This window comes from Pseudomonas sp. GW821-FHT07B01 (genome assembly GCF_059419065.1).
In genome coordinates this window covers 163768-189545 of sequence record NZ_JBWKRA010000007.1, presented here as the reverse complement: position 1 = coordinate 189545, position 25778 = coordinate 163768, and the positions used below count along the sequence as shown (strand labels likewise).

The 25778-nt window shown below is 60.1% G+C and carries 27 protein-coding genes; 9 read left to right on the top strand and 18 right to left on the bottom strand.

Translation table 11 applies throughout. The features are described from left to right. Positions 1 to 2: 2 nt before the first annotated feature. The 4 genes from AC07S6_RS10650 to coxB all read right to left on the bottom strand — a co-directional run bounded on the left by AC07S6_RS10650 (position 3) and on the right by coxB (position 4382). On the bottom strand, positions 3 to 890 hold the full coding sequence (locus tag AC07S6_RS10650) for a cytochrome c oxidase subunit 3 (protein WP_003187344.1): 888 nt from the start codon (positions 888 to 890) through the stop codon (positions 3 to 5). Between the two features lie 35 nt (positions 891 to 925). Continuing rightward, positions 926 to 1477, bottom strand: a complete 552-nt coding sequence (locus AC07S6_RS10645; RefSeq protein ID WP_003187340.1) for a cytochrome c oxidase assembly protein — start codon at positions 1475 to 1477, stop codon at positions 926 to 928. A 135-nt stretch (positions 1478 to 1612) separates the two neighbouring features. Next, on the bottom strand, positions 1613 to 3196 hold the full coding sequence (gene ctaD / locus AC07S6_RS10640; RefSeq protein WP_003187339.1) for a cytochrome c oxidase subunit I: 1584 nt from the start codon (positions 3194 to 3196) through the stop codon (positions 1613 to 1615). 58 nt (positions 3197 to 3254) lie between these two features. Then, complete coding sequence (gene coxB, locus AC07S6_RS10635) at positions 3255 to 4382, bottom strand: cytochrome c oxidase subunit II (protein WP_014716323.1); 1128 nt, start codon at positions 4380 to 4382, stop codon at positions 3255 to 3257. Positions 4383 to 4751: 369 nt separating this feature from the next. On the opposite strand from coxB, the gene AC07S6_RS10630 reads away from it, so the two are divergent. Further along, positions 4752 to 5399 (top strand): hypothetical protein, encoded by a 648-nt coding sequence (locus AC07S6_RS10630; protein WP_003187334.1) that lies wholly within the window; start codon positions 4752 to 4754, stop codon positions 5397 to 5399. Between the two features lie 67 nt (positions 5400 to 5466). On the opposite strand, the gene AC07S6_RS10625 is transcribed toward AC07S6_RS10630, so the two are convergent. The 6 genes from AC07S6_RS10625 to AC07S6_RS10600 all read right to left on the bottom strand — a co-directional run bounded on the left by AC07S6_RS10625 (position 5467) and on the right by AC07S6_RS10600 (position 13045). Next, positions 5467 to 7008 carry a SulP family inorganic anion transporter gene (locus AC07S6_RS10625; protein WP_014716321.1) on the bottom strand — a complete coding sequence of 514 codons (1542 nt, stop codon included), beginning with the start codon at positions 7006 to 7008 and terminating at the stop codon, positions 5467 to 5469. 85 nt (positions 7009 to 7093) lie between these two features. After that, a complete protein-coding gene (locus AC07S6_RS10620) occupies positions 7094 to 7825 on the bottom strand; it encodes a carbonic anhydrase (RefSeq protein ID WP_003187331.1) in 732 nt (243 codons plus the stop codon). 228 nt (positions 7826 to 8053) lie between these two features. Next, complete coding sequence (locus tag AC07S6_RS10615; protein WP_495112271.1) at positions 8054 to 9112, bottom strand: PA0069 family radical SAM protein; 1059 nt, start codon at positions 9110 to 9112, stop codon at positions 8054 to 8056. A gap of 82 nt (positions 9113 to 9194) precedes the next feature. Beyond that, positions 9195 to 10493, bottom strand: coding sequence for a c-type cytochrome (locus AC07S6_RS10610; protein ID WP_495112270.1), 1299 nt, complete (start codon positions 10491 to 10493; stop codon positions 9195 to 9197). Positions 10494 to 10505: 12 nt separating this feature from the next. After that, the gene (locus AC07S6_RS10605) at positions 10506 to 12290 is read right to left on the bottom strand and encodes a GMC family oxidoreductase (protein ID WP_014716318.1); all 1785 of its coding nucleotides are present in this window, start codon (positions 12288 to 12290) and stop codon (positions 10506 to 10508) included. A gap of 2 nt (positions 12291 to 12292) precedes the next feature. Continuing rightward, the gene (locus AC07S6_RS10600) at positions 12293 to 13045 is read right to left on the bottom strand and encodes a gluconate 2-dehydrogenase subunit 3 family protein (RefSeq protein WP_003187325.1); all 753 of its coding nucleotides are present in this window, start codon (positions 13043 to 13045) and stop codon (positions 12293 to 12295) included. A gap of 275 nt (positions 13046 to 13320) precedes the next feature. Between AC07S6_RS10600 and AC07S6_RS10595 the strand changes: the two genes are divergently transcribed. Continuing rightward, positions 13321 to 13998, top strand: coding sequence for a dual specificity protein phosphatase family protein (locus AC07S6_RS10595; protein ID WP_495112269.1), 678 nt, complete (start codon positions 13321 to 13323; stop codon positions 13996 to 13998). Between the two features lie 80 nt (positions 13999 to 14078). Here AC07S6_RS10595 and AC07S6_RS10590 read toward each other — a convergent pair whose 3' ends face one another. Together AC07S6_RS10590 and prlC are read right to left on the bottom strand one after the other, a co-directional pair. Further along, a complete protein-coding gene (locus AC07S6_RS10590) occupies positions 14079 to 14354 on the bottom strand; it encodes a YheV family putative zinc ribbon protein (RefSeq protein ID WP_020301415.1) in 276 nt (91 codons plus the stop codon). Continuing rightward, positions 14351 to 16402, bottom strand: coding sequence for an oligopeptidase A (gene prlC / locus AC07S6_RS10585; protein WP_495112268.1), 2052 nt, complete (start codon positions 16400 to 16402; stop codon positions 14351 to 14353). Before prlC ends, AC07S6_RS10590 begins: the two co-directional genes overlap by 4 nt. 101 nt (positions 16403 to 16503) lie before the next feature. On the opposite strand from prlC, the gene AC07S6_RS10580 reads away from it, so the two are divergent. After that, a complete protein-coding gene (locus AC07S6_RS10580; RefSeq protein ID WP_057975185.1) occupies positions 16504 to 17046 on the top strand; it encodes a gamma carbonic anhydrase family protein in 543 nt (180 codons plus the stop codon). Then, a complete protein-coding gene (locus tag AC07S6_RS10575; RefSeq protein ID WP_495112267.1) occupies positions 17043 to 17702 on the top strand; it encodes an HAD family hydrolase in 660 nt (219 codons plus the stop codon). The genes AC07S6_RS10580 and AC07S6_RS10575 overlap by 4 nt, the downstream gene beginning before the upstream one ends. Before the next feature lie 15 nt (positions 17703 to 17717). Here the strand turns inward: AC07S6_RS10575 and AC07S6_RS10570 are convergent, their stop codons facing one another. Further along, complete coding sequence (locus AC07S6_RS10570; RefSeq protein WP_495112266.1) at positions 17718 to 18761, bottom strand: aminopeptidase; 1044 nt, start codon at positions 18759 to 18761, stop codon at positions 17718 to 17720. 110 nt (positions 18762 to 18871) lie between these two features. On the opposite strand from AC07S6_RS10570, the gene AC07S6_RS10565 reads away from it, so the two are divergent. Continuing rightward, entirely contained in the window at positions 18872 to 19294 is a 423-nt protein-coding gene (locus AC07S6_RS10565; RefSeq protein ID WP_034134140.1) for a PA0061/PA0062 family lipoprotein, read from the top strand. 1 nt (position 19295) lies between these two features. Here the strand turns inward: AC07S6_RS10565 and AC07S6_RS10560 are convergent, their stop codons facing one another. Continuing rightward, entirely contained in the window at positions 19296 to 19535 is a 240-nt protein-coding gene (locus AC07S6_RS10560; protein ID WP_003187312.1) for a DUF1161 domain-containing protein, read from the bottom strand. A gap of 212 nt (positions 19536 to 19747) precedes the next feature. Next, on the bottom strand, positions 19748 to 20179 hold the full coding sequence (locus tag AC07S6_RS10555) for an OsmC family protein (protein ID WP_490614959.1): 432 nt from the start codon (positions 20177 to 20179) through the stop codon (positions 19748 to 19750). Positions 20180 to 20396: 217 nt separating this feature from the next. Here AC07S6_RS10555 and AC07S6_RS10550 point away from each other — a divergent pair, with 217 nt between their 5' ends. After that, entirely contained in the window at positions 20397 to 21398 is a 1002-nt protein-coding gene (locus tag AC07S6_RS10550; RefSeq protein WP_495112265.1) for an LLM class flavin-dependent oxidoreductase, read from the top strand. A gap of 137 nt (positions 21399 to 21535) precedes the next feature. Here the strand turns inward: AC07S6_RS10550 and AC07S6_RS10545 are convergent, their stop codons facing one another. Further along, positions 21536 to 21763, bottom strand: coding sequence for a DUF1161 domain-containing protein (locus AC07S6_RS10545; protein ID WP_014716308.1), 228 nt, complete (start codon positions 21761 to 21763; stop codon positions 21536 to 21538). Positions 21764 to 21879: 116 nt separating this feature from the next. After that, positions 21880 to 22095: a dodecin gene (locus AC07S6_RS10540; RefSeq protein WP_005783406.1), complete on the bottom strand. Its 216-nt coding sequence runs from the start codon at positions 22093 to 22095 to the stop codon at positions 21880 to 21882. A gap of 168 nt (positions 22096 to 22263) precedes the next feature. Here AC07S6_RS10540 and AC07S6_RS10535 point away from each other — a divergent pair, with 168 nt between their 5' ends. Next, positions 22264 to 22590 carry an ElaB/YgaM/YqjD family protein gene (locus tag AC07S6_RS10535; RefSeq protein WP_003187304.1) on the top strand — a complete coding sequence of 109 codons (327 nt, stop codon included), beginning with the start codon at positions 22264 to 22266 and terminating at the stop codon, positions 22588 to 22590. A gap of 8 nt (positions 22591 to 22598) precedes the next feature. Here the strand turns inward: AC07S6_RS10535 and AC07S6_RS10530 are convergent, their stop codons facing one another. Beyond that, positions 22599 to 23495, bottom strand: coding sequence for a LysR family transcriptional regulator (locus AC07S6_RS10530; protein ID WP_019816921.1), 897 nt, complete (start codon positions 23493 to 23495; stop codon positions 22599 to 22601). A 109-nt stretch (positions 23496 to 23604) separates the two neighbouring features. On the opposite strand from AC07S6_RS10530, the gene trpB reads away from it, so the two are divergent. After that, entirely contained in the window at positions 23605 to 24831 is a 1227-nt protein-coding gene (trpB, locus tag AC07S6_RS10525) for a tryptophan synthase subunit beta (RefSeq protein WP_014716306.1), read from the top strand. Beyond that, the gene (gene trpA / locus AC07S6_RS10520) at positions 24831 to 25640 is read left to right on the top strand and encodes a tryptophan synthase subunit alpha (RefSeq protein ID WP_014716305.1); all 810 of its coding nucleotides are present in this window, start codon (positions 24831 to 24833) and stop codon (positions 25638 to 25640) included. The genes trpB and trpA overlap by 1 nt, the downstream gene beginning before the upstream one ends. Positions 25641 to 25778 lie beyond the last annotated feature (138 nt).

Genomic DNA, 25778 nt, shown 5'->3' with positions numbered 1-25778 from the left:
CGTCAGAGCACATAGACAAAGAAAAACAGCCCGATCCACACCACGTCCACAAAGTGCCAATACCAACTGGCCGCCTCAAAACCGAACTGGTGCTCGGCATTGAAATGCCCGCGCAGGATACGCATCAGCATCACAAACAGAATGATGGTGCCGATGGTCACGTGGGCGCCGTGAAAGCCCGTGAGCATGAAGAACGTCGCGCCGTACACGCCTGAACCCAGGGTGAGGCCCAACTCTTTGTAGGCGTGGATGTATTCCTCGGCCTGGAACCCGAGAAACGCCAAGCCCAGCAGCACGGTGATCGCCAGCCAGAGTTTCAGCGCACCACGATGGCCTTTGCGCAGGGCATGGTGGGCAATGGTGATGGTCACGCTGGAACTCACCAGCAGGATGGTATTGACCAATGGCAGGCCCCAGGGGCTGATGGTGCCTTTGGGCGCTGGGTAGAGCTTGGGGTCGGGGTTGTTCAGCAGGGGCCAGGCAAACTCGAAGTTCGGCCACAGCATGTGCGCAATGCCCTTGGGCCCCTCGCCCGCCAACCAAGGCCCAGCCCAGACGCGCACGTAGAACAGCGCACCAAAAAAGGCGATGAAAAACATCACTTCCGAAAAGATGAACCAGGTCATGCCCCAGCGGAACGAGCGGTCCATCTGGGCGCTGTACAGCCCGGCGCGACTTTCCTTGATCACCGCGCCAAACCAGCCAAACAGCATGTAGGCCAGCAGCAAACCGCCGACGAAAAAGATCCACGGCCCGTGGGATTCAGGGCGCGCGGCCTTCAAGTCGTTGAACCACACGGCCAGGCCATACACGGTGACCAGCAGGCCAATCGTGGCAATTATTGGCCATTTGCTTTGCGCTGGTACGTAGTACGTATCATGAGTCGACATGTATTCGCTCTCCTGATTGAGGGGCCAAACAGTAGCTAGCCCCCGGTCCTGACGGCCACGGGGGGCTGGCGCGCAGTGATATCGAACAGCGTGTACGCCAGGGTCAAATGCTTCACATCCTTGGGCATCGCGCGGTCGACGATGAAACGTACGGGCATCTCAATGCGCTCACCGGGCTGCAACACTTGCTGGGTGAAGCAGAAGCATTCGGTCTTGTGGAAGTACATCGCCGCTTCGGCCGGGGAAATACTGGGTATCGCCTGTGCGGTCATCGGCTTATCGGTGGGGTTGTAGGCCACGAACAGCATCTCGTTGACTGCACCGGGGTTGACCACAATCTCATCGGCCTTGGAGTGAAATTCCCAGACCATATCGATGGCGTTGGTGGACAGGAACTGCACCCGCACCTGGCGCGAGGGGTCAACCATTTGCTCACCCTCGTACTGCCCGGCGGTCTTGCCGTTGATGCCGAACGCCTTGCACATCACGTCGTAGATCGGCACCAGGGCGAAGCCGAAGGCGAACATTGCCAGCACCAGGATCAGCAGGCGGGTGACAAGGCGCTTGAGCGGGACGGAGTCAGCCATGGCGCCCACCTGGCTTTGGACTTTCTGTGGGAGCTGGCTTGCCTGCGATGAGGGCCTGAGGGCTGGTAGATTCAGCGCCTGACCTACCGCCATCGCGGGCAAGCCCGCCCCCACAAGGGGAGTATAGGGAGGGCTTCATTTGACCTCCGGCGGCGTGGTGAAGGTGTGATACGGCGCGGGCGAGGGCACACTCCATTCCAGGCCCTCGGCGCCATCCCACGGCTTGGCCGGCGCAGGCGGGCCGCCACGGATGCACTTGATGACAATGAACAAGAAGAAGATCTGCGTGGCGCCGAACATGAAGGCACCAATGGACGAGACCATATTGAAGTCAGCGAACTGCAGGTTGTAGTCCGGCACTCGGCGCGGCATACCGGCCAGCCCCACAAAGTGCATGGGGAAGAACGCCATGTTCATGCCCACGAAAGACAACCAGAAGTGCAGCTTGCCCAAGGTTTCGTCGTACATGTGGCCGGTCCATTTCGGCAGCCAGTAGTAAGCCGAGGCGAAGATCCCGAAGATCGCGCCGGGCACCAGTACGTAATGGAAATGCGCCACCACAAAGTAGGTGTCGTGGTACTGGAAGTCCGCCGGGGCAATCGCCAGCATCAGCCCGGAGAAGCCGCCGATGGTGAACAGGATCACAAAGGCCACCGCAAACAACATCGGCGTCTCGAACGTCAGTGAGCCTTGCCACATGGTGCTGACCCAGTTGAACACCTTCACGCCCGTAGGCACGGCGATCAGCAAGGTGGCGTACATGAAGAACAGCTCACCCACCAGCGGAATGCCCACCACAAACATGTGGTGCGCCCACACGATGAACGACAGGAACGCGATGCTCGCGGTGGCGTAGACCATCGAGGTGTAACCGAACAGCGGCTTGCGCGAGAAGGTCGGGATGATCGAGCTGACCGCGCCAAAGGCCGGCAGGATCATGATGTACACCTCGGGATGCCCAAAGAACCAGAACACATGCTGGAACAGCACGGGATCGCCACCACCGGCCGCGCTGAAGAAGCTGGTGCCGAAGTGGATATCCATCAGCATCATGGTCACGCAGCCCGCCAGTACCGGCATCACCGCGATCAGCAGGAACGCGGTGATCAGCCAGGTCCACACGAACAGCGGCATCTTCATCAGGGTCATGCCAGGGGCACGCAGGTTGAGGATGGTGGCGACCACGTTGATCGCCCCCATGATCGAACTGATGCCCATCAGGTGAATGGCAAAGATAAAGAACGTCACGCTTTCCGGCGCGTAGGTGGTGGAGAGCGGGGCGTAGAAGGTCCAGCCGAAATTCGGCCCGCCGCCGGGTGTGAACAAGGTGGACACCAGCAGCAGGAACGCCGCCGGCAGCAGCCAGAAGCTGAAGTTGTTCATGCGCGGCAGGGCCATGTCCGGCGCGCCGATCATCAACGGGATCATCCAGTTGGCCAGGCCGACAAACGCCGGCATCACCGCGCCGAACACCATGATCAACCCGTGCATGGTGGTCATCTGGTTGAAGAACGCCGGCTGCACGATCTGCAGGCCCGGCTGGAACAACTCGGCGCGGATCACCATGGCGAACGAGCCGCCGAGCAGGAACATGGTGAAGGCGAACCACAGGTACATGGTGCCGATGTCTTTGTGGTTGGTGGTCAGCACCCAGCGCATCAAGCCTTTGGCGGGGCCGTGGGCATGGTCGGCATGACCGTGGTCGATCACAGTGCTCATGGCCGTTCTCCTGCGTGCGAGTGAGCGGGGCGATTCAGGGCATTGGCAATGAAAGTCGTCATTTGCTTTGGGCCTGTTTCAGAGCCAGCACGTCTTTGGGCGTGACCATGTCGCCTTTGTTATTGCCCCAGGCGTTACGCTCATAGGTCACCACAGCGGCAATATCCACTTCCGAAAGCTGCTTGCCGAAAGCTGCCATCGCGGTGCCGGGCTTGCCGTGATACACGATGCTCAGATGGTCTTTGGCCGGTCCGGTGGCGATTTTCGAGCCCTTGAGCGCCGGGAACATCGGCGGTAAACCTTGGCCCTCAGCCTGGTGACAGGCCACGCAAGTGGTGTGATAGACCTTGTCGCCACGTGCCACCAGTTCGTCCAGTGTCCATTCCTTGGAGGTCAACTCCTTGAGCTTGGCGGCCTCCTCCTTACGCTCGCCCAGCCAGGTGTCGTAGTCGGCCTTGGACTTGACCTCCACCACGATGGGCATGAAGCCATGGTCCTTGCCACACAGTTCGGCGCACTGACCACGGTAGATGCCGGGCTTCTCGACGCGGGTCCAGGCCTCGTTGACGAAGCCAGGGATAGCATCGCGCTTGACCGCAAAGGCCGGCACCCACCAGGAGTGGATCACATCGGCAGCGGTCACCAGAAAGCGCACCTTGGCGCCCACCGGCAATACCAGCGGCTGGTCGACTTCCAACAGGTAGTGCTCACCCTTGGTGGCCTGGTTATGGATCTGCTCGGCGGGGGTGGCCAGGTTGCTGAAGAACTCCACATCCTGACCCAGGTATTTGTAGTGCCACTTCCACTGATAGCCGGTGACCTGGATATCGATATCCGACTCACTGCTGTCGTAGATGTTGATCAGGGTCTTGGTGGCCGGAATAGCCATGGCCACCAGGATCAGCAAGGGCACCACGGTCCAGAGGATTTCCACGGTGGTGCTTTCGTGGAACTTGGCCGCTACCTGGCCCGTGGACCGACGGTGCAGGATCATCGACCAGAACATCGCGCCAAACACGACGATGCCGATCACCACACAGATCCAGAAAATGGTCATGTGCAGGTCAAACACAGCGTGGCTGACTTCAGTAGCCCCTGGCGCCATATTCGTAGTCCAGGCGGCGTGCGCCTGGCCGAATACCGACCACAACAGGAGGCCCATCCAAACGTGTGGATGTCGCGTCATTGCGGGTTCCCCTTTATGTTTCTTGTTATCCCGCCGGTTTGCACCTGCGGCGAAGGGAGCGGCTTCCATACTGCTTACAACCGCCAAGCCTTGCCTGCGTCATGCAGTTGGGCGTCATCAGCTAATTGCGTACAAAATCGAGTATAGACAGCCGTAGCAACCCCGCAATGTGTGGGGGCAAATGAATAGAAACAGACAGACGGAGCCCGTAAAATAGGCAGCGGAATCGTTTATCCGACGAACGATGGCATTTCGATATAACCCCTGCCTATAACCATGAAATAATTATGACAAATGCGTCTTAGGCGCTCGTATAAACGAACTACCTTATCTTCTCCCTTTTCCTACGCCTGCTTCACTGGAGCCCTCATGAACACCGCCGCATTGCGCGAGCAGATTTCCCGTGCCCATCAACACGAAGCCAGCACCGGCCAGCTCGTCAGCCAGCTGAAAAAACAAGTGCCGCACCTGCATTCGTCCATCGCCCTGGCTGACGGTGATCGCAACATGGTCATGACCCGTTTTGTGACCGCTTACATCGACCTGGTTCCTGATTTGCTCGACGCCGCCAATGACGTGGCCCGTGAGGCCGGGATTGAAAGCCAGATCAAACCGGTACTGAAAATCGCTGAACATTTCTTCCTGCAGCCGCCAGCGATTCTGGCCGGCCACGACGGCCTTGATGGCCTGCTGGATGAGGCCTACCTGGCGCATCGCCTGGTCGAAGAAGTGAACGATCTGTATATCAAGCATTTTGGCCAGCCGTTGATTCCAGCGGATACCACCGTGGCCAACGTGATCGCCCATCAACTGATCGGTGAAGACTTCGCCAACCAATTGGATGAAGCCGTGCACCTGGCGGTGGATGAGATGCTTAACGAGGAAAGCTTTGCGCTGGAGTCGGTCGAGGCCTATCGCGAACAGCTCAAGAGCCCGCAGACCGAAGCGTCCTGGAAGCGCTGGCCATGCCTGTCGCGCCAGCTTGGGGTTGAGCTGTCGCTGGATCAGCCGGCATAGACTTCAGATCCGATAGGGATTCAATGTGGGAGCCGGGCAAGCCCGGCTCCCACAGTTTTTTGAAGGGTCAGGCAGGCGCTGAGCCGATCCCCACTGTCGTTCGCACCCGACCTTCCAGCCGACGCTTCAACCCACGCGCCTCGATCACCAACGTCGAGCCCTTGGCCGCATTGGCCCGGCCCCATTCTTCCAGCAACTCCAGGCAAGAGTGGTCGATGTAACTCAAGTTGCTCAACGGCACATGCAGGGTGGTCCCCGCAGGCACCGCCGACAACACCTGAGTCAACGCCGGCACCTTCAGAAAGGTCGCCGCCCCCGTCAAACGCAGCTCCATCTCACCTTCCTGGGGCAGGTCGATCAGGCTGACTTTCAGGCGCGAGGCCTTGAAGGCCAACTTGAGCAATGTGAGCCCGAAGCCCACCAGCACGCCGGTCAGCAAATCGGTAAAGATGATTGCCAGCGCGGTGGCCGCATAGGTGAACATCGGCATCCGCCCATAGCGCCCCAGCGCCTTGAACGCCTTGACGTCTACCAGCTTGATCCCGGTGTATACCAGCACACCCGCCAGGCTCGCGACCGGAATGCTCTGCAGCACGCTCGACAGCAAAAGCACGAAACCCAGCAACCACAGGCCATGGAACATCGCCGACAGACGCGTGGTAGCACCAGCCTGGACGTTAGCCGAGCTGCGTACGATCACGCCGGTCATTGGCAATGCACCCACCAGGCCGCAGAGCATGTTGCCCACGCCTTGGGCCGACAATTCCTTGTCGAAATCGGAACGTTGACCACTGTGCATGCGGTCCACCGCTGCGGCAGACAGCAGGGTTTCGGCACTGGCAATAAACGCCACGGCGAATGCCGCGATCAAAAGCTGTGGATCTGCCAGGTTCAGCAGGTCGCTGGGGCGCAGCCAGTCGATAGCGTCCGCCAGGTTTTCCGGGACTTCCACTCGCTTGACCTGCAACGCCAGCACTAGGCTGGCGACAGTGGCCAGGCCCACGCCAAGCAACGCGCCAGGCACAAACCGCAGTTGTTGCGGGCGGAATTTGTCCCACAGGTACATCACCAACATCGTCGACAGGCCGAGTACGCCAGCCTGCCAGCCGAGGCCGCCGCCGAAGGTAGGAATCGCTTCAGCCAGCGCTGCCGGGAAGCCTGCGAGGTTATCCAGCCCTGACGGCTTGGGCGCGCCGTCGAGCATCACATGGATCTGCGACAGCACGATCAACACGCCAATACCGGCCAACATGCCGTAGACCACCGCCGGCGCGGTGACGCGAAACCAGCAGCCCAGGCGCAAACGCCCGGCCACCAATTGCAGGAAGCCGGCCAGCAACAGGATCGGCCCCAGCATCAGCATGCCGTGCTGGCGCACCAGTTCGAACACCAGTACCGCCAGACCCGCCGCCGGGCCGCTGACTTGCAGCGGCGAGCCGGCCAACCAGCCCACCACCAAGCCGCCGATGATGCCAGTGATCAGGCCTTTGGCCGGCGGCATGCCGGACGCAATCGCGATGCCCATGCACAGTGGCAAGGCGACCAGAAAAACAACCACCGAGGCGAGCAGCTCCCGTGGCAATACAGCTTTCAATTGAGCAGCACGCATGATGACTCTCCCGAGGCATTCGCCGGGCGCGGTAAAGCCTGGCTGCATCCATGGCAGCCACCGCATTACCCGGCAGGGAAGTGTTTTAGAAGCGCGCTTTAGGCGTCGCTGAAGGGATCGGCTCGGTGCCGTTCAGCGGTCGGAACGCCGCTTTGTCCGCATCGTAGGCCCGAATTTCGCTGGTCTCGATGTTGTAGATCCAACCATGGATAAACAAATGACCATTGGCCATGCGCGAAGCCACGGAAGGGTGGGTGCGCAAATGTTGCAGTTGGGCGATGACGTTTTCTTCGGTCAGCACCGCCATGCTCTCGCCTTCGTTGGCGCAGTCGCAGTTGTCATGGACCATGGTCTTGGCGACCTCGGCGTGACGCAACCAGGCCTTGACCGTTGGCATCTTCTCCAGGCTGTCGGGGTTGAGCACCGCACGCATGGCGCCGCAGTCCGAATGCCCGCACACGATGATGTGCTGTACGCCAAGGGCGAGCACCGCGTACTCGATAGCGGTGGAAACACCACCGTTCATCTGGCCGTAAGGCGGCACCACGTTACCGACGTTACGGGTCACGAACAGGTCGCCTGGGGAGCTTTGGGTGATCAGCTCGGGCACGATACGCGAGTCGGCGCAGGTGATGAACATCGCCCGTGGGCTCTGGGCGGTGGCGAGTTTCTTGAAGAGTTCTTCCTGCTGGGGGAAGACGTCGTGATGGAAATGCAAAAAGCCGTCAACGATATGCTGCAGCGCTGCATCGGCGGATTCCGCCACCTGAGGGGCTGAAGCCGACGCAGCCAACGGCTGTTTATCCTTGTCACTCATGATTCATCCTCTTGATCAATGCAGGGGAGGGTTCAGGTCAGTTCGACGCCATGGCGGTGAAATAGTTGTAAAACAAGCACCGGCCAGGCCGCCGACTCATCAGTCACTCGCTGAACAAGGTAACCGTCGAAACTTAACTCAAACTGAATGAACCGCTCTAGAACGCGGGTTTCAGTGATGTCAAAACGCGACTATTCCTACAGCAGAGATGCACACCTCTCCATCAGTCTACAACAAAGCCATCTGCCTGCCCGGTGGGCAAAACGCCGTGCAATCAAGGTTGAACCCTTCCCGCCGATTCAGCCCCAGACGCTTGATCGCCTTGCTGAAACGCTGCGCCAGCAAATCGGCAAACGGCCCTTCACCGCGCATACGCACGCCAAACCGGCTGTCATACACCTCACCCCCGCGTACTTGACGCACCAGGCTCATCACATGGGCGGCTCGCTGGGGGTAATGGGCCGCCAGCCACTCCTCGAACAACGGCGCCACCTCCAACGGCAGGCGCAGCATCATATACGCCGCGCTTTGTGCGCCGGCCGCGTGAGCTTCGGTAAGCAGGCTCTCCAGCTCGCTGTCGTTGATCATCGGGATCATTGGCGAGCACAGCACGCCCACCGGGATACCCGCGTCGCGCATTACCCGAATCGCCCGCAGCCGTGCTTTGGGCGCTGCGGTGCGCGGTTCCAGGATGCGCTTGAGCTCATCGTCCAGGCTGGTGAGGCTGATCATCACCGCCACCAGCCGCTGGCGGGCCAACTCGGTCAGCAGGTCGAGGTCGCGCAGGATCAGCGAGCCCTTGGTGATGATAGTCACCGGGTGGCGGTAGCGCAGTAGTACTTCAAGGGTTTGCCGGGTGATCCGGTACTCGCGCTCGATTGGCTGGTACGGATCGGTATTGGAGCCCAGGTTGATCGGCGCACACACGTAGCCCGGCTTCGACAACTGCTGTTCCAGCACATCGGCCGCGTTGCTCTTGGCAATCAATCTGGTTTCAAAGTCCAGCCCGGGCGACATGTCCCAATAGGCATGGCTGGGCCGTGCATAGCAGTAGATGCAACCATGTTCACAACCGCGATACGGATTGATGGACCGATCGAACGGCAAGTCCGGGGAGGTGTTGCGGGTGATGATGGTCTTGGCCGTTTCGATACGCACTTCGGTGCCTTGGGTCGGCGGCACTTCCTGGTACCAACCGTCGTCCTCGGCCACGCTGACGGTGGGTGCAAAGCGATTGTGCAGGTTGGTGGCCGTACCCCGGCCACGGGGCGGCAGCGCAGTAGACATGAAAACGCCTCGATACTGTTTTTATATACAGTATCGAGACGCGGAACTTCTGACCAGTGCCGTTGGGCGGCCAGCGAACTTATCAGTGCTTTTGCGTCACCTGCCCCAGGTCATCGCCCGAGGTGGTGTGCAGATCGTTTTTGCGCAGATCCGCCACATCGCTCGCCTTTACCGGTGCGCCCTGGTTGCCCCAACTGCCACGGATAAAACTGACCACATCCGCCATTTCCTGGTCCGACAGACGCCAGGCAAACGCCGGCATGGTGAAGGTTGACGGCGCCGCATGGGTGGCCGGCAAGGTGCCGCCGTTCAACACAATGTTGATCAACGACGTGGCATCTGCCGTCTGCAACACCGGGTTGCCCGCCAGCGCCGGGAACACCCGCGTATAGCCATGGCCGTCGGTACGGTGGCAGGCCGCGCAGTTGTCGATGTACACCGACGCACCCGGCTTGCTGTCGTCCCCCTTCCACAACGCTTGCGCTACCTGTTTGTCGTACTGGTGCGGCTGATCCTTGGGATCGACAGCCGGCAGGCTCTTGAGGTAACGGGCGATAGCGGTCAGGTCCTCTTGGGACATGTACTGCATGCTGTGCACGACCACATCACTCATGCCGCCGAACACCGCACTGCGGTCGCTGCGACCGGTCTTGAGGAACTGCACCAACTGTTCCTCGCTCCAGCTGCCGAGACCGTCCTTGTGGTCGCCGCGCAGGCTTTTGGCAATCCAGCCTTCCAACGGCGCACTGCCAGAGAGGAAGGCGCTGCCGTCCGTGGCACTCAGGGCTTTTTCCTGCATGGTCAGGGCACGCGGCGTATGGCAGGCGCCGCAATGTCCGAGACCTTCCACCAGGTAGGCACCGCGATCGATCACCGGGTCGGCAGCGGCTTGCGGCTGATGCGCCTCGACTGCCGGGGCAAACATCCAGCGCCAGGCCGCCAACGGCCAACGCATGCTCAGGGGCCAGGGAATATCGCTGTCCTTGTTTTCCTGGGCAACCGGTTCGACCCCCTTCATGAAGTACGCATACAGCGCTTGCATATCGCTGTCGCTGACACGTGCGTAAGACGGGTAGGGCATCGCCGGGTAAAGCGTACTACCGTTCTTGGCGACGCCATGGCGCACGGCCTTGTCGAAATCCTCGAAGCTGTAGTCGCCCAGACCGGTCTTGTCCGGGGTGATGTTGGTGGAGTAGATCACGCCAATGGGCGTTTCCATCGGCAGGCCGCCAGCGAAGGGCTTTCCACCCTTGGCGGTGTGGCAGGCGACGCAGTCGCCGGCGCGCGCCAGGTATTCACCCTGCTTGATCAGATCGGTTTCGGCGGCGCTGATCGAGCAGCTGCTGAACAGCGCCAGGGAGGCGATAACGAGTGCTTTCATGGTCATCGCTCCTTATGCCTGAACCAGCGGGCCGGGGTTTTTGAGGTACTGCTCGCGAATCGCTCGTGCCGACCAATAGGTCAACGCTGCCACCAGGCCGGTAGGGTTGTAGCCCAAGCCTTGTGGGAAAGCGGAAGCACCAGGGACAAAGACGTTGTGTACATCCCAGCTCTGCAAGTAGCGGTTCAACGCACTGGTTTTCGGGTCGGTGCCCATGATCGCGCCACCGTTGAGGTGGGTGGTCTGGTAGGAGGCGGTATTGAAATGCTCACCGACCTTTTTACCCAGCACGGCGATGGCCTTGGGGTTCATGGCCTGGGCCACTTTGCCCATTTTTTCCATCATGAAGCGGTTCATCTTGATGTCGTTTTCTTGCCAGTCGAAGGTCATGCGCAGCAGCGGCAGGCCGTAGGCATCGCGGTAAACCGGGTCCAGATCCAGGTAGTTGCTCCGGTAGGACTGATGGGCACCGTGGGAATCCATTGAGACTTGATGGGTGTAGTAATCGGCGGTGGCGCGCTTCCAGGCACTGCCCCACGCCGGCGTGCCCGGCGGGTTGGACGTACCGGCAATCGGCCGGCTGCCCGCCTGGTTGACCCACATCGGCGACCCCCCCACAAAGCCATGGGGGCCATGGTCAAAGTTGTCGGCGTTGAAGTCGTCGATGGCCACGCCATTGCCGCCCGCGCCGATAAAGTTGTTGGTGTGGGTGTCCTTGTCGAAGAACGCCTTGATGGTGCCCATGTTCTGGTAGGCGAAGTTGCGGCCTACCACACCCTCGTTGGTAATCGGGTCGTAGGGCTTGCCGATGCCCGACAGCAGCATCAGGCGCACGTTATGGAACTGGAATGCGCCAAGAATCACCAGGTCGGCCGGTTGTTCACATTCGCGGCCCTGGGCGTCGATGTAGGTCACGCCGGTGGCTTTCTTCTTGGTGCTGTCGAGGTTGACCTTGAGCACGTGGGAATTGGGCCGCAGCTCGAAGTTGGGCACCTGGCGCAAGGCCGGCAGGATGTTCACGTTTGGCGATGCTTTGGAATACATGTAGCACACGTAGCCACTGCAAAAACCGCAGAAGTTGCACGGGCCCATCTGCGCACCGTAGGGGTTGGTGTACGGCCCCGACGTGTTGGCCGAAGGCAGGTTGTAAGGTTTGTAACCTACGTCGGTCGCCGCTTTCTGAAACAGCTGGGCGGAGACGGTATTTTTCTGCGCCGCAAGCGGAAACGGGTTGGATCGATCCGGCGCGTAGGGGTTGCCGCCACGGCCTTCGCCGACCAGTTGGCCCTTGACCGTCCAGGCTTGCCCGGAGGTGCCAAAGACTTTTTCCGCATAATCGAAAAACGGCTCCAGCTCTTCATAGCTGACGCCGAAGTCCTGGATGGTCATGTCCTTGGGAATGAAGTTCTTCCCGTAGCGCTCTTCGTAATGGCTGCGCATGCGCAGCTCAATTGGATCAACGCGAAAATGCACGCCCGACCAGTGCAGCCCCGCACCACCAACGCCATTACCCGGCAAGAACGCGCCCAACTGACGATTGGGCAGGGCGACGTCATTCACGCTGTGGCGAATGGTCACCGTTTCTTTGGAGATGTCCTGGAACAGCTTCTTACGCACGCTGTAGGTCAATTCGTCGATGACCTGGGGATAGTTGCCGTCTGGATAAGTGTCCTGCATCGGGCCGCGCTCCAGCGCTACCACGTTGAGGCCCGCTTCTGTCAGCTCTTTGGCCATGATCGCGCCCGTCCAGCCGAAGCCCACAATCACTGCATCCACTTTCTTCATGATGGTCGCCACGTTTACGCCCTCTCGCCGCGAATGGAAACAGCCGGGAAGGGGTATTGCTCGTTGCGTTCCACCCAATCCATGAAATCGGCGCGGGCGCCGGGAAAGCCGATCATGGTCCAGCCGACCATGCCTTTATTACCGCCGTGGATAGGGTCGCAGAAGAAGCCTTCCTTGGTGTTTTGCAGCAAAAGGTTGAAGAACATCTTGGGCGGCACCGCGTCGAAGTGCGCAGCGACTTCACTGCCGCCAGCCTCCAGGCGTCGCAGCATATCGTCTCGGGTAGCGCTGTCTTGCGCAGCAAAAGCCTTACCGTTGAACGCTTTCGACCACGCATCCGTAGCAGCAATGCCGAGGCGATAGATCTCCTTGGGTACCAATTTACTTTGCCAGCCCATCTCCGGCGCCGCATCAGCGTTGAACGGGCCTTGCATGAACCACAGGGCGCCACTGGCGTAAGGGGTGTTCATCTGGCGGTCGATGTATTCCGGTGCGCCAGCTTCCAAGGCACCGGGTCCCTGGGCGTCAGCGGGAATCAAGCGCTCGACGGCGGCGTTGATAAACGCCCATTCCTCGGCCGTGAAATAACTTGGCTCGTAGGCTTTGTCGCTGACCGCGGGTTTGGCCGGCTCGGCCTGGGCCGGTTCCGGAGTGGCCATCAACATCGAACCGCCAAGGCCGGTGCTGGCAACCGTGACCACCGGGATCAAGGTCAAGGATTTGCGTAAAAAGTCACGCCGGGGGTTGTCTTGATCTTGATCAGACATAGGTACACCTCATCATGTGGTCACGGGTTTATCCGCCGCTTCTGGGAGCAGCGTGAAGGCTTTGCCGCTAATTGGATCCAAGCACACACAGCACAATGGCAAACATTCGTTACAAATGATAGCAGGCTAAGAATTCAGAGGCGTCGATTCGGTGACAAAAACACCGGATCAGATCGCAAGCATCACGATTCTTTGACACGGACCTCACGCCGTATTGACCCGCTTTCAGTGAATCTGCAGCCCATCAGCCACTTCCTAGCTCGGTCACGACGTTCATGTTCAACACACGCTTACTCCTCGTTCTCGGCCTGGCGCTCATGAGCCTGTTCAGCACCGTACAAGCCGATGAGGCTGCGTCGATCCGCTCGCCGGAGTGGGCCCAGCCGGTGGGTAACCAATACAACCTGCACCAGATGACACCCACGCTCTATCGCAGCGCATTGCCGGATGGACGTGCGCTGCCGTTATTGCAAAAACTCAAGATCGTTACGGTCATCAACTTCTTGCCAGAATCTGATACGCAGTGGCTCCAATCCTCTGATATCAAACAGGTGCAGTTGAGCTATCGCACCAACCACGTCGACGATGCCGACGTGCTGGCGGCAATCAGAGCAATTCAGGCAGCAGAGGCCGATGGCCCGGTGTTGATGCATTGCAAGCACGGCGCCGACCGCACCGGCCTGATGGCAGCGATGTATCGTGTGGTGGTTCAAGGGTGGAGCAAGGAGGACGCGCTGAACGAAATGACCTTGGGCGGCTTTGGCAGCAGCAATGGTTTCAAGGATGGCGTTCGCTACATGATGAAAGCCGATGTCGACAAGTTGCGCGCAGCTTTGGCGAATGGGGATTGCAGCACCAGCGCCTTTGCGTTGTGCTCAATGAAAGGCTGGATCACCACAACGGGTAAGGAAGAAAAAAATTGTAGGAGCGAGCGTGCTCGCGAAGAACGTTAACGATAACGCGCGTTTTCCTGGGTAAACGCCGCGCTGTTGAGTTCTTCGCGAGCAAGCTCGCTCCTACAGTGAGTGCCGGCTTAGTCTTTTTTCAGCTTCGGGTTCGGGAAGAACTGCACTGCCTGCACTTTAGGATCCGCCGGCGCTTTCAACGCGGTGGTATTGACCCTAGTGCCCAATTCCTTGGGCACCGACAGGCCTTGATCATTCAGCGTATCGGTATACCCGCAGGCCACGCATTCGCGGTGCGGCACGCTGTCTTCGGTCCACATCTTCAACTTGTCCGGCTCGCTGCACGCCGGGCAGACCGCCCCGGCGATAAATTGCTTTTTGGTGATCACAGGCCCTTCACTCATGCTGCTGCGTCCTCACTCAGGCCGCTGTGGCGCAAGAGTGCGTCAATCGACGGCGCGCGGCCGCGGAAATCGACGAACAGCACCATCGGCGCCTGGGAGCCGCCACGGGCAAGGATGGCTTCACGGAAGGCACGCCCGGTCTGGGCGTTGAGCACGCCGTCTTCCTCAAACTTGGAGAACGCGTCCGCCGACAACACTTCCGCCCATTTGTAGCTGTAGTAACCCGCCGCATAACCACCGGCAAAGATGTGAGCGAAGCTGTTGGGGAAGCGGTTGTAGGCCGGTGGGCGCATGACCGAGACTTCATCGCGCACGCCTTCAAGTACCTGGGCCACGCTGCGACCATCGCCATGGGTGGCGTGCAGTTCAAAGTCGAACAGCGAGAACTCCAGCTGACGCACCATCATCAGACCGGACTGGAAGTTTTTCGCCGCGAGCATTTTTTCCAGCAGGTCCTGGGGCAGGGGCTCGCCGGTTTCGTAGTGGCCGGAGATCAGCGCCAGGCCTTCAGGCTCCCAGCACCAGTTCTCCATGAATTGGCTCGGCAGTTCCACCGCGTCCCACGCCACACCGTTGATACCGGATACGCCGGCGTGCTCCACGCGGGTGAGCAGGTGATGCAGGCCGTGGCCGAATTCGTGGAACAGGGTGGTGACTTCATCGTGGGTCAGCAGTGCAGGCTTGCCCCTGTCGGCCGGGGTGAAGTTGCACACCAGGTTGGCCACGGGGCTTTGCAGCACGCCATCAAGGGTACGGCGGCGGTCACGGGCACCGTCCATCCAGGCACCGCCACGCTTGTTGGCGCGGGCATACAGGTCGAAGAAGAAGCGTCCGACGTGCTCGCCGTTCTCCTTGATCTCGAACAAGCGCACATCCGGGTGCCAGGTGTCGAAGCCTTTAAGCTCAGCGATCTCGATGCCGTACAGGCGCTGCACAATGGCAAACAGGCCGCCCAGCACTTTGTCGATGGGGAAGTAGGCGCGCAGGGCTTCCTGGGACACGCTGTAACGCTGCTCACGCAGTTTTTCGCCGTAGAAACCGCTGTCCCAGCTCTGCAGGTCGGCGCAGCTTTGCTCGGCGGCGTAGGCCTTGAGTTGCTGCAGGTCCTGGGCGGCAAACGGCTTGCTGCGCTTGGCCAGGTCGCGCAGGAAGCTCAGCACCTGATCGCTGGATTCGGCCATCTTGGTGGCCAGGCTCAACTCGGAGAACGACGCATAACCCAACAATTGGGCCAGTTCCTGACGCAGGTCGAGGATCTGCTCCATCACCGGGCCGTTATCGTTCTGACCGGCATTCGGGCCTTGGTCCGACGCACGGGTGCAGTAGGCGGCGTACACCTCTTCACGCAGGGCACGGTCCTGGGCGTAGGTCATGACGGCGTAGTAGCTGGGGAATTCCAACGTGATCAGCCAGCCGTCGAGGCCCTTGGCCTGGGCGGCGGCAGCCATTTGCGCCTTGGCCGAATCGGTCAGGCCGGCAAGTGTCGCCTCATCAGTGACGTGCTTGGTCCAGGCCTGGGTAGCGTCCAGCAACTGGTTGGAGAATTTGCTGCCCAACTCGGACAGCTTGCTCTGCACCTCGGCGTAGCGTTTTTGCTGCTCCGGCGGCAAGTCGATACCCGACAGGCGGAAGTCACGCAGGGAGTGTTCCAGAATGGTTTTTTGTGCCACATCGAAACCGGCAGCTTCCGGGCTGTTGGCCAGGGCTTCGAAGGCCTGGAACAGCTCACGGTTCTGGCCCATTTCGGTGGAGTAGGCGCTCAATGCCGGCAGGCACGCCTCGTAGGCTTCGCGCAGTTCGGCGCTGTTGCACACGGCATTGAGATGGCTGACCGGGCTCCAGGCCGCGCCGAGGCGATCATTGAGTTCATCCATGGCCAGGACCAAGCCGGCCCACGTCGGATTTTTACCCTGGCTTTGCAGGATCTCTGCGATTGCCACGCGGTTGTCGGCGAGGATCTGTTCGATGGCCGGCTGGACGTGCTCGGCACGGATCGCCGAGAACGGCGGCAGGTCGTAGGACTGCAAAAGAGGGTTGTTCGCGCTCACGGTGGGCACCTTGGCTGAAGAAACATGTAGAACAAAGATGGGGCCATCTTAATTACAATCAACACCCACCGCAGCTATCAGCAGAAGAGAGAGAGGCTATCGTGACCCTTCGCACCTATCAGAACCACACGCCAACCCTCGGCGCCGGGGCGTTTGTCGATATTTCGGCGGTGGTGATCGGCGATGTCGAAATCGGCACTGACAGCTCGGTTTGGCCGCTGACGGTGATTCGCGGCGACATGCACCGCATCCGCATCGGTGCGCGCACCAGCGTGCAAGACGGCTGCGTGCTGCACATTACCCATGCCGGGCCGTTCAATCCTGAGGGTTTCCCGTTGCTGATCGGCGACGATGTGACCATCGCCCATAAGGTCATGCTGCATGGCTGCACCGTCGGCAACCGTGTACTGATCGGCATGGGCAGCATTGTGATGGACGGTGCCGTGGTCGAAGACGACGTGATCATCGGCGCCGGCAGCCTGGTGCCGCCTGGCAAGAAACTCGACAGCGGCTTCCTGTACGTGGGCAGCCCGGTTAAACAGGTCCGCGCGCTGACGGACAAGGAGCGTGCCTTTTTCACCTACAGCGCTGCGAACTACGTGAAGCTCAAGGACCTGCACCTGGCAGAAGGATTCGATCAATGACCCTCAACCACCCAACGGTCCTCTTCGACCTGGACGGCACGCTCACCGACCCGCGCGAGGGCATCACGCGTTCGATCCAGTACGCCCTGGCCAAGCTGGGCATTGATGAGCCCGACCTGACCAAGCTCGAACACTTCATCGGCCCGCCCTTGCTGCAGGCGTTCATGCAGTTTTACGCCTTCGACGAGGCCAAGGCATGGGAGGCGGTGAATTTCTACCGTGAGCGCTTCAAGGTCACCGGCCTGTATGAAAACCGGGTGTTCGACGGCGTCATGGCGCTATTGGAAGAGCTGAACAGCCAAGGGCGCCAGCTGTACATCGCCACCTCCAAACCGTGGGAATTTGCCCGCGAGATTGCACGGCATTTCGATTTTGCCAAGCACTTCAAGGTGATCTACGGCAGCGAACTGGACGGCACGCGTACCAACAAGGTCGAGTTGATCGCGCATTTGATGCGTGAGGAACGGCTGGACCCGGCCACCACCTTGATGATCGGTGATCGCAAGCATGACCTGATCGGGGCACGCAGTAATGGGCTGGATTCGGCTGCCGTGGGGTATGGGTTTGGTAGTTTTGAAGAACTGAGTGCCGAGGCACCGACCTGGCATTTCGAGACGTTGGACCAGATGCATCAGGCGTTTTTGCAGCGTCCTTGAGACCGCGAAGAGGCCCTAACGACCCACCTTCTCCAACTGCCTCAACGCCGCTTTACGCTGCTCCACCGGCAACCCACCCAACCGCTCCACCGCCGCATAAAACCTAATCCAATCCCCGCCTTCCCGCGCAAACAACGCCGCAAACGCCGGCACCCATTGGTCATACAACCCAAACGGCAAAAGCCGCGCGTTATTCATCGGCTGGTTGATCCAGGCGTCATAACGCTTGTCACCACCCCATTGGCTATCACGCAGGTGCCGGTATTCGCTGCGCAACTGCTCGAATTGCGCCGCTTTGGCCCGGCGCATCGCGTCCGCTGCCAACGGCTGCGCGTACAACGCCTCCAGACGTTTGCGGGTATCGAGAATCAGCCGGATAAATTGATCGCGTTGCTTCAACGCCGCATCGCCGATAGGCGCCAGGCCCCGCGCCGCACGCCATTGGCGCGTGCCCTCCTGCTCGACAAAACTGGCATAGGACTCGTTGAACTCGGTGTCATCCTTCACGTAGAAGCGCTGGTGGGCCAGCTCATGGAAAATCAGCGTGGCAAGGCGCTCATCGCCCCAGCTCATCATCGAGCTCATGATCGGGTCGTTGAACCAGCCCAGGGTGGAATAGGCCTCCACGCCACCGATCGACACATCCATGCCCTGTCGCCGCAACAGCGCCGCCTCGCCCCGCGCCGCGCCCTGGTTGTAGTAGCCGCGATAGGCGACGCAACCGGCGATGGGAAAGCAATGGTTCTGTGGCGACAGGGAAAATTCCTGCGTGGCGAAGACATTCCAGACCACATAGGGTCGGCCGATATCGGCATAGAGCCGGTAACTTTGGTTGTCAGGCAGATGCAGGTGTTCACTGGCAAAGGTTCGGGCTTTCTGCGATTGAGCCAGATGCTCGCGCAGCGCTGGCCGGCGAGCAGGGTCGGCGATGACCTCGGCAACCGGCTCCCGGGCCCGCAACAGCTGCCACTGGCCACTCGCCAACTGGCTGTAATAACTGACACTGGAGCAGCCGCTGAGCAGCACAGCCATCAGCCCTGGAAGAAAACGTCTGATCATGCCCTGACTGCTCCTGGATGATGGGTTCGCCAGACTATCGCGCTTGCAGGGGATTTTTCCACGGCATGGCATGTTTATACTCAAGCCTCTTCTCGTGTTGAGTACCTGCCATGCGCCAGCTCTTGCTTCCCGTCGCCGCTGTATTCCTCAGCGCTTGCGCCTCGACCCCCATCCCCCCCGTGGACCCGCAGCAGGCCTGGGTCGATTTCACCACGCCCACCCCGGGTTCCAAGTTGGTAATGGCTCAGCGCCTTGACGGGAAAAACCTCGACGACGGGCGCTTTTTTCAAATGCCTCCCGGCCCTCACGAGCTAATGGTGCGCTTTGACTTTGAAGTGCCCGCCGGCGGCGGCCTGGGTGGCCTCAGCCAGATGATGTATCGCACCTGCTTCATGACGCTGCAGTACGACCACTTTCAGGCCGGCCAGCGCTATGTGCTGGAAGGGCGCTCACTGGCGTTCACGCCCAACATCCGGCTGTACGACTCAACCCGCCAGCTACTGGCCGAAGAGCGCAGCGTGAACTGCATCTGAGTCAGTCATTGTTCTTTTGATAGATGATGCGCTTGGTGCCGTTTTCGCATGAGCCGACAATCATGGCTTCGTCATGGTTCTTGGCTTCTTCGGCGGTGATGATTTCCAGGGTGTAGGACGGAATCGCCTTGGCCTGGATCTTCACTTCGATTTCTTTCCTGAGCTCTTCACAATCTTTTGGCGCGGCCACGGCCGAAGTGGCCAATACACCGCAGATGATTGCCAAGGCAAAACGTTTCATGTGTGGAGCTCCCTGAATGCGCTGCGCACGAGTGTGCGCCTAGGCTGCATGGGCTATTCGACCACATTTTGCAAACACGAGTTCTAATTTAACGCAGCACCAAAAATGTGAGAGCGGGCTTGCTCGCGAATACGCAGTATCAGTCACCGAAGATATCGGCTGATCCACTGCATTCGCGAGCAAGCCCGCTCCCACATAAGATGACTGCTGTGTCAGTTGATCAGCGTGGCATCCAAGGTGATGGTTGCATTCAGCACCTTGGACACCGGGCACCCTTCCTTGGCCTTTTTGCTCAGTTCATCGAACTGCGCCTGGCTCGCGCCTGGAATTTTGGCCTTCAGGATCAGATGCACTGCTGTAATCGCAAAGCCGCCCTCGACCTGGTCCAGGGTCACTTCGGCCTGGGTGTCGATGCTGTCAGCCTTCAGCCCGGCGTCGCCGAGAATCATGGAAAACGCCATGGAGAAACAGCCGGCGTGAGCCGCGCCGATCAATTCTTCAGGGTTGGTACCCTTGCCGCCCTCGAAGCGGGCCTTGAAGCCGTAGGGCGCTTCGCGCAGCACGCCGGTTTCGGTGGAAATGGAGCCCAGGCCAGTCTTCAGGTCGCCTTCCCAATGCGCGGATGCCTTTTTAACGATACTCATAGCTTTCTCCTCGAACGGTGGTTTTGCGTCGGTAAGGGTTCTGAGGATAGACGTCAAAACAAAGTTCATTCGTAAGAGAAACCTAGCAATCTAGTAGGAAATTTCAGATCTACCTATTGAATCTCGGGTATATGCCCTCATTGCATAGAGCATGCACATGAAGCGGCAGGTTTTGGTTCGTATAGAAAGCCTGCGCCCCCATTGGAGAAGCAGGCTTATGAAATCGCTGTCCGACGTAAAATTCTCGACCCTTGACCTCGTGCCCGTGCGCGCCGACGGCAACCCGGCGCAGTCCCTGCGTAATTCCCTGGACCTGGCCCAGCATGTGGAGAAGTTCGGCTACCACCGTTTCTGGGTAGCCGAGCACCACAATATGGACGGTATCGCCAGTTCGGCCACCTCGGTACTGCTCGGTTACCTGGCAGGCGGCACCTCGACCATTCGGGTGGGTTCCGGCGGGGTGATGCTGCCTAACCACGCGCCACTGGTGATCGCCGAGCAGTTCGGCACCCTTGAAAGCCTCTACCCCGGTCGTATTGACCTGGGCCTGGGGCGTGCGCCCGGTTCAGACCAGATGACCGCCCGCGCCCTGCGCCGTGAACGCTCCGGCAGTGCCGATGACTTCCCCGAAGATGTGGCCGAGCTGATGGCCTACCTGGGCCCGCGTACGCCCGACCAACGGGTTATCGCGGTACCGGGCACCGGCACCAATGTGCCAGTGTGGCTGCTGGGTTCAAGCCTGTTCAGCGCGCAATTGGCCGGTGAGCGTGGCTTGCCTTACGCCTTCGCCTCCCATTTCGCGCCGCGCCTGATGCACGAAGCAATTCGCGTGTACCGCAATCACTTCAAGCCTTCGGCGGTGCTGGACAAGCCCTACGTGATGCTCGGCATTCCGCTGGTGGCCGCGGACACCGATGAGCAGGCCGATTACCTGGCCACCTCGGTGTACCAGCGTATTCTGGCGTTGATGCGCGGCCAGAGTCTGGTGCAGCGCCCTCCTGTAAAAACCATGGACGGCCTGTGGTTGCCCCATGAAGAAGACGCGGTGGGCAGCTTCCTCGGGCTGGCCATGGTGGGTAGCCCCGCGAAGATTCGCGGCAAGTTGGAGGTGTTGATCGAGCAGACCGGTGCCGATGAGCTGATTTTTACCAGTGACCTGTATGAGCACGCAGACCGGATTCATTCTTACGAGCTGCTTGCACAAGTGATGAAGGGCTGAATGGTAAAACGATATACCTGTGGCGAGGGAGCTTGCTCCCGCTGGAGTGCGCAGCGCTCCCATTTTTTTGGGGCCGCTACGCAGCCCAGCGGGAGCAAGCTCCCTCGCCACAGGTGCGTCGCTTATACAGCACGAGGTTAGCCGCGCTTGTAGGCAATTTCCTTGGTGCCACCTTCGCAGGTGCCAACTACTGTGTGGTCACTTGGCGTAGCACCTTTGTCCACCACTTCCAGCGAATACCCCGAAGCACCCTTGGCGTCGATTTTCGCTGCGATTTCGCTTTTCAGCTCTTCACAAGGCTTGCCCGCCGCCATAGCGGTACCCGCAATGCTCAACAACCCTACCGCTAACAGAAACTTCTTCATCCGTTACTTTCCTTGCGCTGATCAAAAAGAGCGTGCCGACGCTCATCGCGTCGGCACCCGTTGTTTGTAGCGCAGGTTATGGCAATCGGCCAGCGGGCAAAGTTCAACTCTGCCGATCAACTACTGGCAATGCGAAATCCCACTTTGAGCGTGACCTGGAAGTGCGCAGCCTTGCCATCCTTGATGTGACCACGGGTTTCGGTCACCTCAAACCACTCCAGATGCTTGATGCTCTTGTTGGCTTCGGCCAGAGCATTGTTGATCGCGTCTTCGATGCTGGTGGTGGAAGAGCCTACCAGTTCGACTTTCTTGTACGTGTGATGATCACTCATGGCGTTTCTCCTTTAGGTCGTCTTTAGGTCGTCAATCAAGACTAGCAGCGAATGTGCGTACTGCTTCAGGCGACCGTTGGGAGGCGAAAGTTCAGAATTACTGCACTTTCTGAAACCGGCGCAGTCGGTATCTACACACGCCACTCAATCACTTCAGGAGATGTCCACATGGCCAACACTTCTTTACGCAAAGCGTCGCTGGAAAGCATGGAAGCCGAGATTTCGAGCCTGCTCAAATCTCTGGAGAGCCTCAAGGACGACGCGTCCGATGAGTCGCGCAAAACGCTGAAGGCCTTGAAGAGCAATGCCGAGAACGCGCTCAAGCACTCTCGCCATCTGATCAGCGACGCCTACGAAGAAAGCAAAGTCAAAATCCGCGAAACCAGCGCTGCCACCCGTGACTACGCACAAGAGCACCCATGGACGACCGCTGGCGTCGCCGTGGGCGCGCTGGGCCTGCTGGCGGCTTACCTGCTGTGCAAGCGCGGTGACTGATTGACCGGTTACACCGGTTGACGCAACAGCTCAGCCTTGAGCCATTGCGCCAACTGCCCGGCGCGCCCGTCTGCGGCGCGCTTGGGTAGCCACAACGCCAGGTGCGCCGGGGTTTCACTGAACCCCCACGGCGCCACCAGGCGACCCGCTCGCAGGTCCTCTGCCACCAGCGGTTCTGGCGCAATTGCCACTCCCAAGCCGGCAACCGCCGCTTCCAGTAAATAATACAAATGCTCAAACCCCTGGCCGAGCTTCAGCGCACCGGGTTCGATGCCGTGTTGCCGTGCCCAACTGGGCCAGGCTTGCGGCCTTGACGTGGTGTGAAGCAAGGGTTGCTCCAGCAGTTCCGACGCTGGGGCCTGACGCAGGTGTTCAAAACCGGCGAAGCGGGGGCTCAAGACCGGGCCGATACGCTCGCTGGCCAGTTCATACACTTGCATGTCCGCCGGCCAAGGCGGCTCAGCGAATACCAGCAGGGCATCCAGCCCCGGACGGCGCGGGTCCAGATCGCCTTCGCCCGCCGACAGGTGCAGGCGTAAATCCGGCAAGTCGGCATTCAACCGCCCCAGCCGAGGGATAAACCAACGAGCCAGCAAGCTGCCTGAACAGCCAAGAACGAAGGGCGCATCAGCGCCGCGTTGGGTGAGTTCGGCGCACACGTCGCGCAACCGCTCAAAAGCCTCGCTGCTGGCATCTCGTAGCCTGACGCCAGCATCTGTGAGTTTAAGGCCGCGTCCATCCTTGACGAACAGGCTCACGCCCAAATGCTCCTCCAGTACTTTCAACTGCCGGCTGACCGCACCGTGGGTCACGTGCAATAGCTGCGCAGCCTGGCTGACGCTGTTAAGGCGAGCAGTGGCTTCAAAAGCGCGCAGGGCATTAAGGGGCGGGAGATCACGACTCATTTGTGAGTTTTCCTGACAGGTTACGGCGATCTTATCGGTTTTCAGGCCAGGGCGTCACGAGTAGAGTGACCGTCATTGCCTTTAAACACATTCTTTCCTGGAGCGTCCCATGACTCAGTCCCAGACCGATCTACGCAACGGCCCCGACGCCAACGGCCTGTTTGGTGCGTTCGGCGGCCGCTACGTCGCTGAAACCCTGATGCCGTTGATTCTCGACCTGGCCCGTGAATACGAAGCGGCGAAGGTAGATCCGGCGTTTAACGAAGAATTGGCCTACTTTCAGCGCGATTATGTCGGACGCCCAAGCCCGCTGTACTTTGCCGAACGCCTCACCGAGTTCTGCGGCGGCGCCAAGATCTACCTCAAGCGTGAAGAGCTCAACCACACCGGCGCGCACAAGATCAACAACTGCATCGGCCAGATCCTGCTGGCCCGGCGCATGGGCAAAAAACGCATCATCGCCGAGACCGGCGCCGGCATGCACGGCGTGGCCACCGCAACTGTGGCGGCGCGCTTTGGCCTGCAATGCGTGATCTACATGGGCACCACCGACATCGAGCGCCAGCAGGCCAACGTGTTTCGCATGAAGCTGCTGGGCGCCGAGGTCATCCCCGTGGTCGCCGGCACCGGCACCCTCAAAGACGCCATGAACGAAGCCCTGCGCGACTGGGTCACCAACGTCGACAGCACCTTCTACCTGATCGGCACCGTGGCCGGCCCACACCCATACCCGGCGATGGTGCGCGACTTCCAGGCAGTGATCGGCAAGGAAACCCGCACCCAGCTGCAAGCCCAGGAAGGCCGCCTGCCGGACAGCCTGGTGGCGTGCATCGGCGGCGGTTCCAACGCCATGGGCCTGTTCCACCCGTTCCTGGATGACACCAGCGTCGAGATCATCGGCGTTGAAGCCGCAGGCCATGGCATCGAAACCGGCAAGCACGCCGCCAGCCTCAACGGCGGCGTCCCGGGCGTGCTGCACGGCAATCGCACCTTCCTGCTGCAGGACGACGACGGCCAGATCATCGACGCCCACTCGATTTCCGCAGGCCTGGACTACCCCGGCATCGGCCCGGAACACGCCTGGTTGCATGACATTGGCCGCGTCCAATACACCTCGGTAACGGACGACGAAGCCCTGGAAGCCTTCCACAAATGCTGCCGCCTGGAAGGGATCATTCCTGCCCTGGAAAGCGCCCATGCCCTGGCTGAAGTATTCAAGCGCGCGCCAAACTTGCCCAAGGATCATCTGATGGTGGTCAATCTCTCGGGCCGTGGCGACAAAGACATGCAGACCGTGATGCACCATATGGAACAGTCCAAGCAGGAGAAACACTGATGAGCCGCCTGCAAACGCGCTTTGCGCAACTTAAAGAACAAAACCGCGCCGCCCTGGTGACCTTCGTCACCGCTGGCGACCCCGGCTATGACACCTCGCTGGCGATCCTCAAGGGCTTGCCGGCCGCTGGCGCCGACGTCATCGAACTGGGCATGCCCTTCACCGACCCGATGGCCGACGGCCCGGCCATTCAACTGGCCAATATCCGCGCGCTGGCTGCCAAACAGAACCTGTTGAAAACCCTGCAGATGGTTCGCGAGTTCCGCCAGGACAACAACGACACGCCGCTGGTGTTGATGGGCTATTTCAACCCGATCCATAAATATGGCGTGTCGCAGTTCATTGCCGATGCCAAGGCAGCTGGCGTCGACGGCCTGATCGTGGTGGACATGCCCCCCGAGCACAACGGCGAGCTGTGCGACCCGGCCCAGGCCGCAGGCATCGACTTTATCCGCCTGACCACGCCGACCACCGATGATGTGCGCCTGCCTACTGTGCTCAATGGCAGCTCCGGGTTTGTGTATTACGTGTCGGTCGCCGGTGTCACCGGGGCGGGCGCCGCCACTCTGGAACACGTCGAAGAAGCCGTGACCCGCCTGCGCCGTCATACCGACCTGCCGATCAGCATCGGCTTTGGTATCCGCACACCGGACCAGGCAGCGGCCATCGCACGCCTGGCAGACGGGGTGGTAGTGGGTTCGGCGCTGATCGATCACATCGCCACGGCCAAGAACGACCAGCAAGCCATTGATGGCGTACTGACCCTGTGCGCGGCGCTGTCGGAAGGTGTTCGCAACGCACGCAAGTAAACTGCACAACGACCGCAGCTCATACGCTAGGCTTCAAAGGAGGTGGGCATGTCGCCCACCTCCTTTTTTATCGCACTTCGTGCCCTTTGCCGTCTAACCACCTTCGCAAGTCCTGCAGTCCTTGCCCCTCGGTCGTTA

Excerpts from the sequence above, each read along its gene's own strand:
- AC07S6_RS10650 (WP_003187344.1), bottom strand. The coding sequence starts at position 890 with ATGTCGACTCATGATACGTACTACGTACCAGCGCAAAGCAAATGGCCA.
- AC07S6_RS10645 (WP_003187340.1), bottom strand. The coding sequence starts at position 1,477 with ATGGCTGACTCCGTCCCGCTCAAGCGCCTTGTCACCCGCCTGCTGATC.
- ctaD (WP_003187339.1), bottom strand. The coding sequence starts at position 3,196 with ATGAGCACTGTGATCGACCACGGTCATGCCGACCATGCCCACGGCCCC.
- coxB (WP_014716323.1), bottom strand. The coding sequence starts at position 4,382 with ATGACGCGACATCCACACGTTTGGATGGGCCTCCTGTTGTGGTCGGTA.
- AC07S6_RS10630 (WP_003187334.1), top strand. The coding sequence starts at position 4,752 with ATGAACACCGCCGCATTGCGCGAGCAGATTTCCCGTGCCCATCAACAC.
- AC07S6_RS10625 (WP_014716321.1), bottom strand. The coding sequence starts at position 7,008 with ATGCGTGCTGCTCAATTGAAAGCTGTATTGCCACGGGAGCTGCTCGCC.
- AC07S6_RS10620 (WP_003187331.1), bottom strand. The coding sequence starts at position 7,825 with ATGAGTGACAAGGATAAACAGCCGTTGGCTGCGTCGGCTTCAGCCCCT.
- AC07S6_RS10615 (WP_495112271.1), bottom strand. The coding sequence starts at position 9,112 with ATGTCTACTGCGCTGCCGCCCCGTGGCCGGGGTACGGCCACCAACCTG.
- AC07S6_RS10610 (WP_495112270.1), bottom strand. The coding sequence starts at position 10,493 with ATGAAAGCACTCGTTATCGCCTCCCTGGCGCTGTTCAGCAGCTGCTCG.
- AC07S6_RS10600 (WP_003187325.1), bottom strand. The coding sequence starts at position 13,045 with ATGTCTGATCAAGATCAAGACAACCCCCGGCGTGACTTTTTACGCAAA.
- AC07S6_RS10595 (WP_495112269.1), top strand. The coding sequence starts at position 13,321 with ATGTTCAACACACGCTTACTCCTCGTTCTCGGCCTGGCGCTCATGAGC.
- AC07S6_RS10590 (WP_020301415.1), bottom strand. The coding sequence starts at position 14,354 with ATGAGTGAAGGGCCTGTGATCACCAAAAAGCAATTTATCGCCGGGGCG.
- AC07S6_RS10575 (WP_495112267.1), top strand. The coding sequence starts at position 17,043 with ATGACCCTCAACCACCCAACGGTCCTCTTCGACCTGGACGGCACGCTC.
- AC07S6_RS10570 (WP_495112266.1), bottom strand. The coding sequence starts at position 18,761 with ATGATCAGACGTTTTCTTCCAGGGCTGATGGCTGTGCTGCTCAGCGGC.
- AC07S6_RS10565 (WP_034134140.1), top strand. The coding sequence starts at position 18,872 with ATGCGCCAGCTCTTGCTTCCCGTCGCCGCTGTATTCCTCAGCGCTTGC.
- AC07S6_RS10560 (WP_003187312.1), bottom strand. The coding sequence starts at position 19,535 with ATGAAACGTTTTGCCTTGGCAATCATCTGCGGTGTATTGGCCACTTCG.
- AC07S6_RS10555 (WP_490614959.1), bottom strand. The coding sequence starts at position 20,179 with ATGAGTATCGTTAAAAAGGCATCCGCGCATTGGGAAGGCGACCTGAAG.
- AC07S6_RS10550 (WP_495112265.1), top strand. The coding sequence starts at position 20,397 with ATGAAATCGCTGTCCGACGTAAAATTCTCGACCCTTGACCTCGTGCCC.
- AC07S6_RS10545 (WP_014716308.1), bottom strand. The coding sequence starts at position 21,763 with ATGAAGAAGTTTCTGTTAGCGGTAGGGTTGTTGAGCATTGCGGGTACC.
- AC07S6_RS10540 (WP_005783406.1), bottom strand. The coding sequence starts at position 22,095 with ATGAGTGATCATCACACGTACAAGAAAGTCGAACTGGTAGGCTCTTCC.
- AC07S6_RS10535 (WP_003187304.1), top strand. The coding sequence starts at position 22,264 with ATGGCCAACACTTCTTTACGCAAAGCGTCGCTGGAAAGCATGGAAGCC.
- AC07S6_RS10530 (WP_019816921.1), bottom strand. The coding sequence starts at position 23,495 with ATGAGTCGTGATCTCCCGCCCCTTAATGCCCTGCGCGCTTTTGAAGCC.
- trpB (WP_014716306.1), top strand. The coding sequence starts at position 23,605 with ATGACTCAGTCCCAGACCGATCTACGCAACGGCCCCGACGCCAACGGC.
- trpA (WP_014716305.1), top strand. The coding sequence starts at position 24,831 with ATGAGCCGCCTGCAAACGCGCTTTGCGCAACTTAAAGAACAAAACCGC.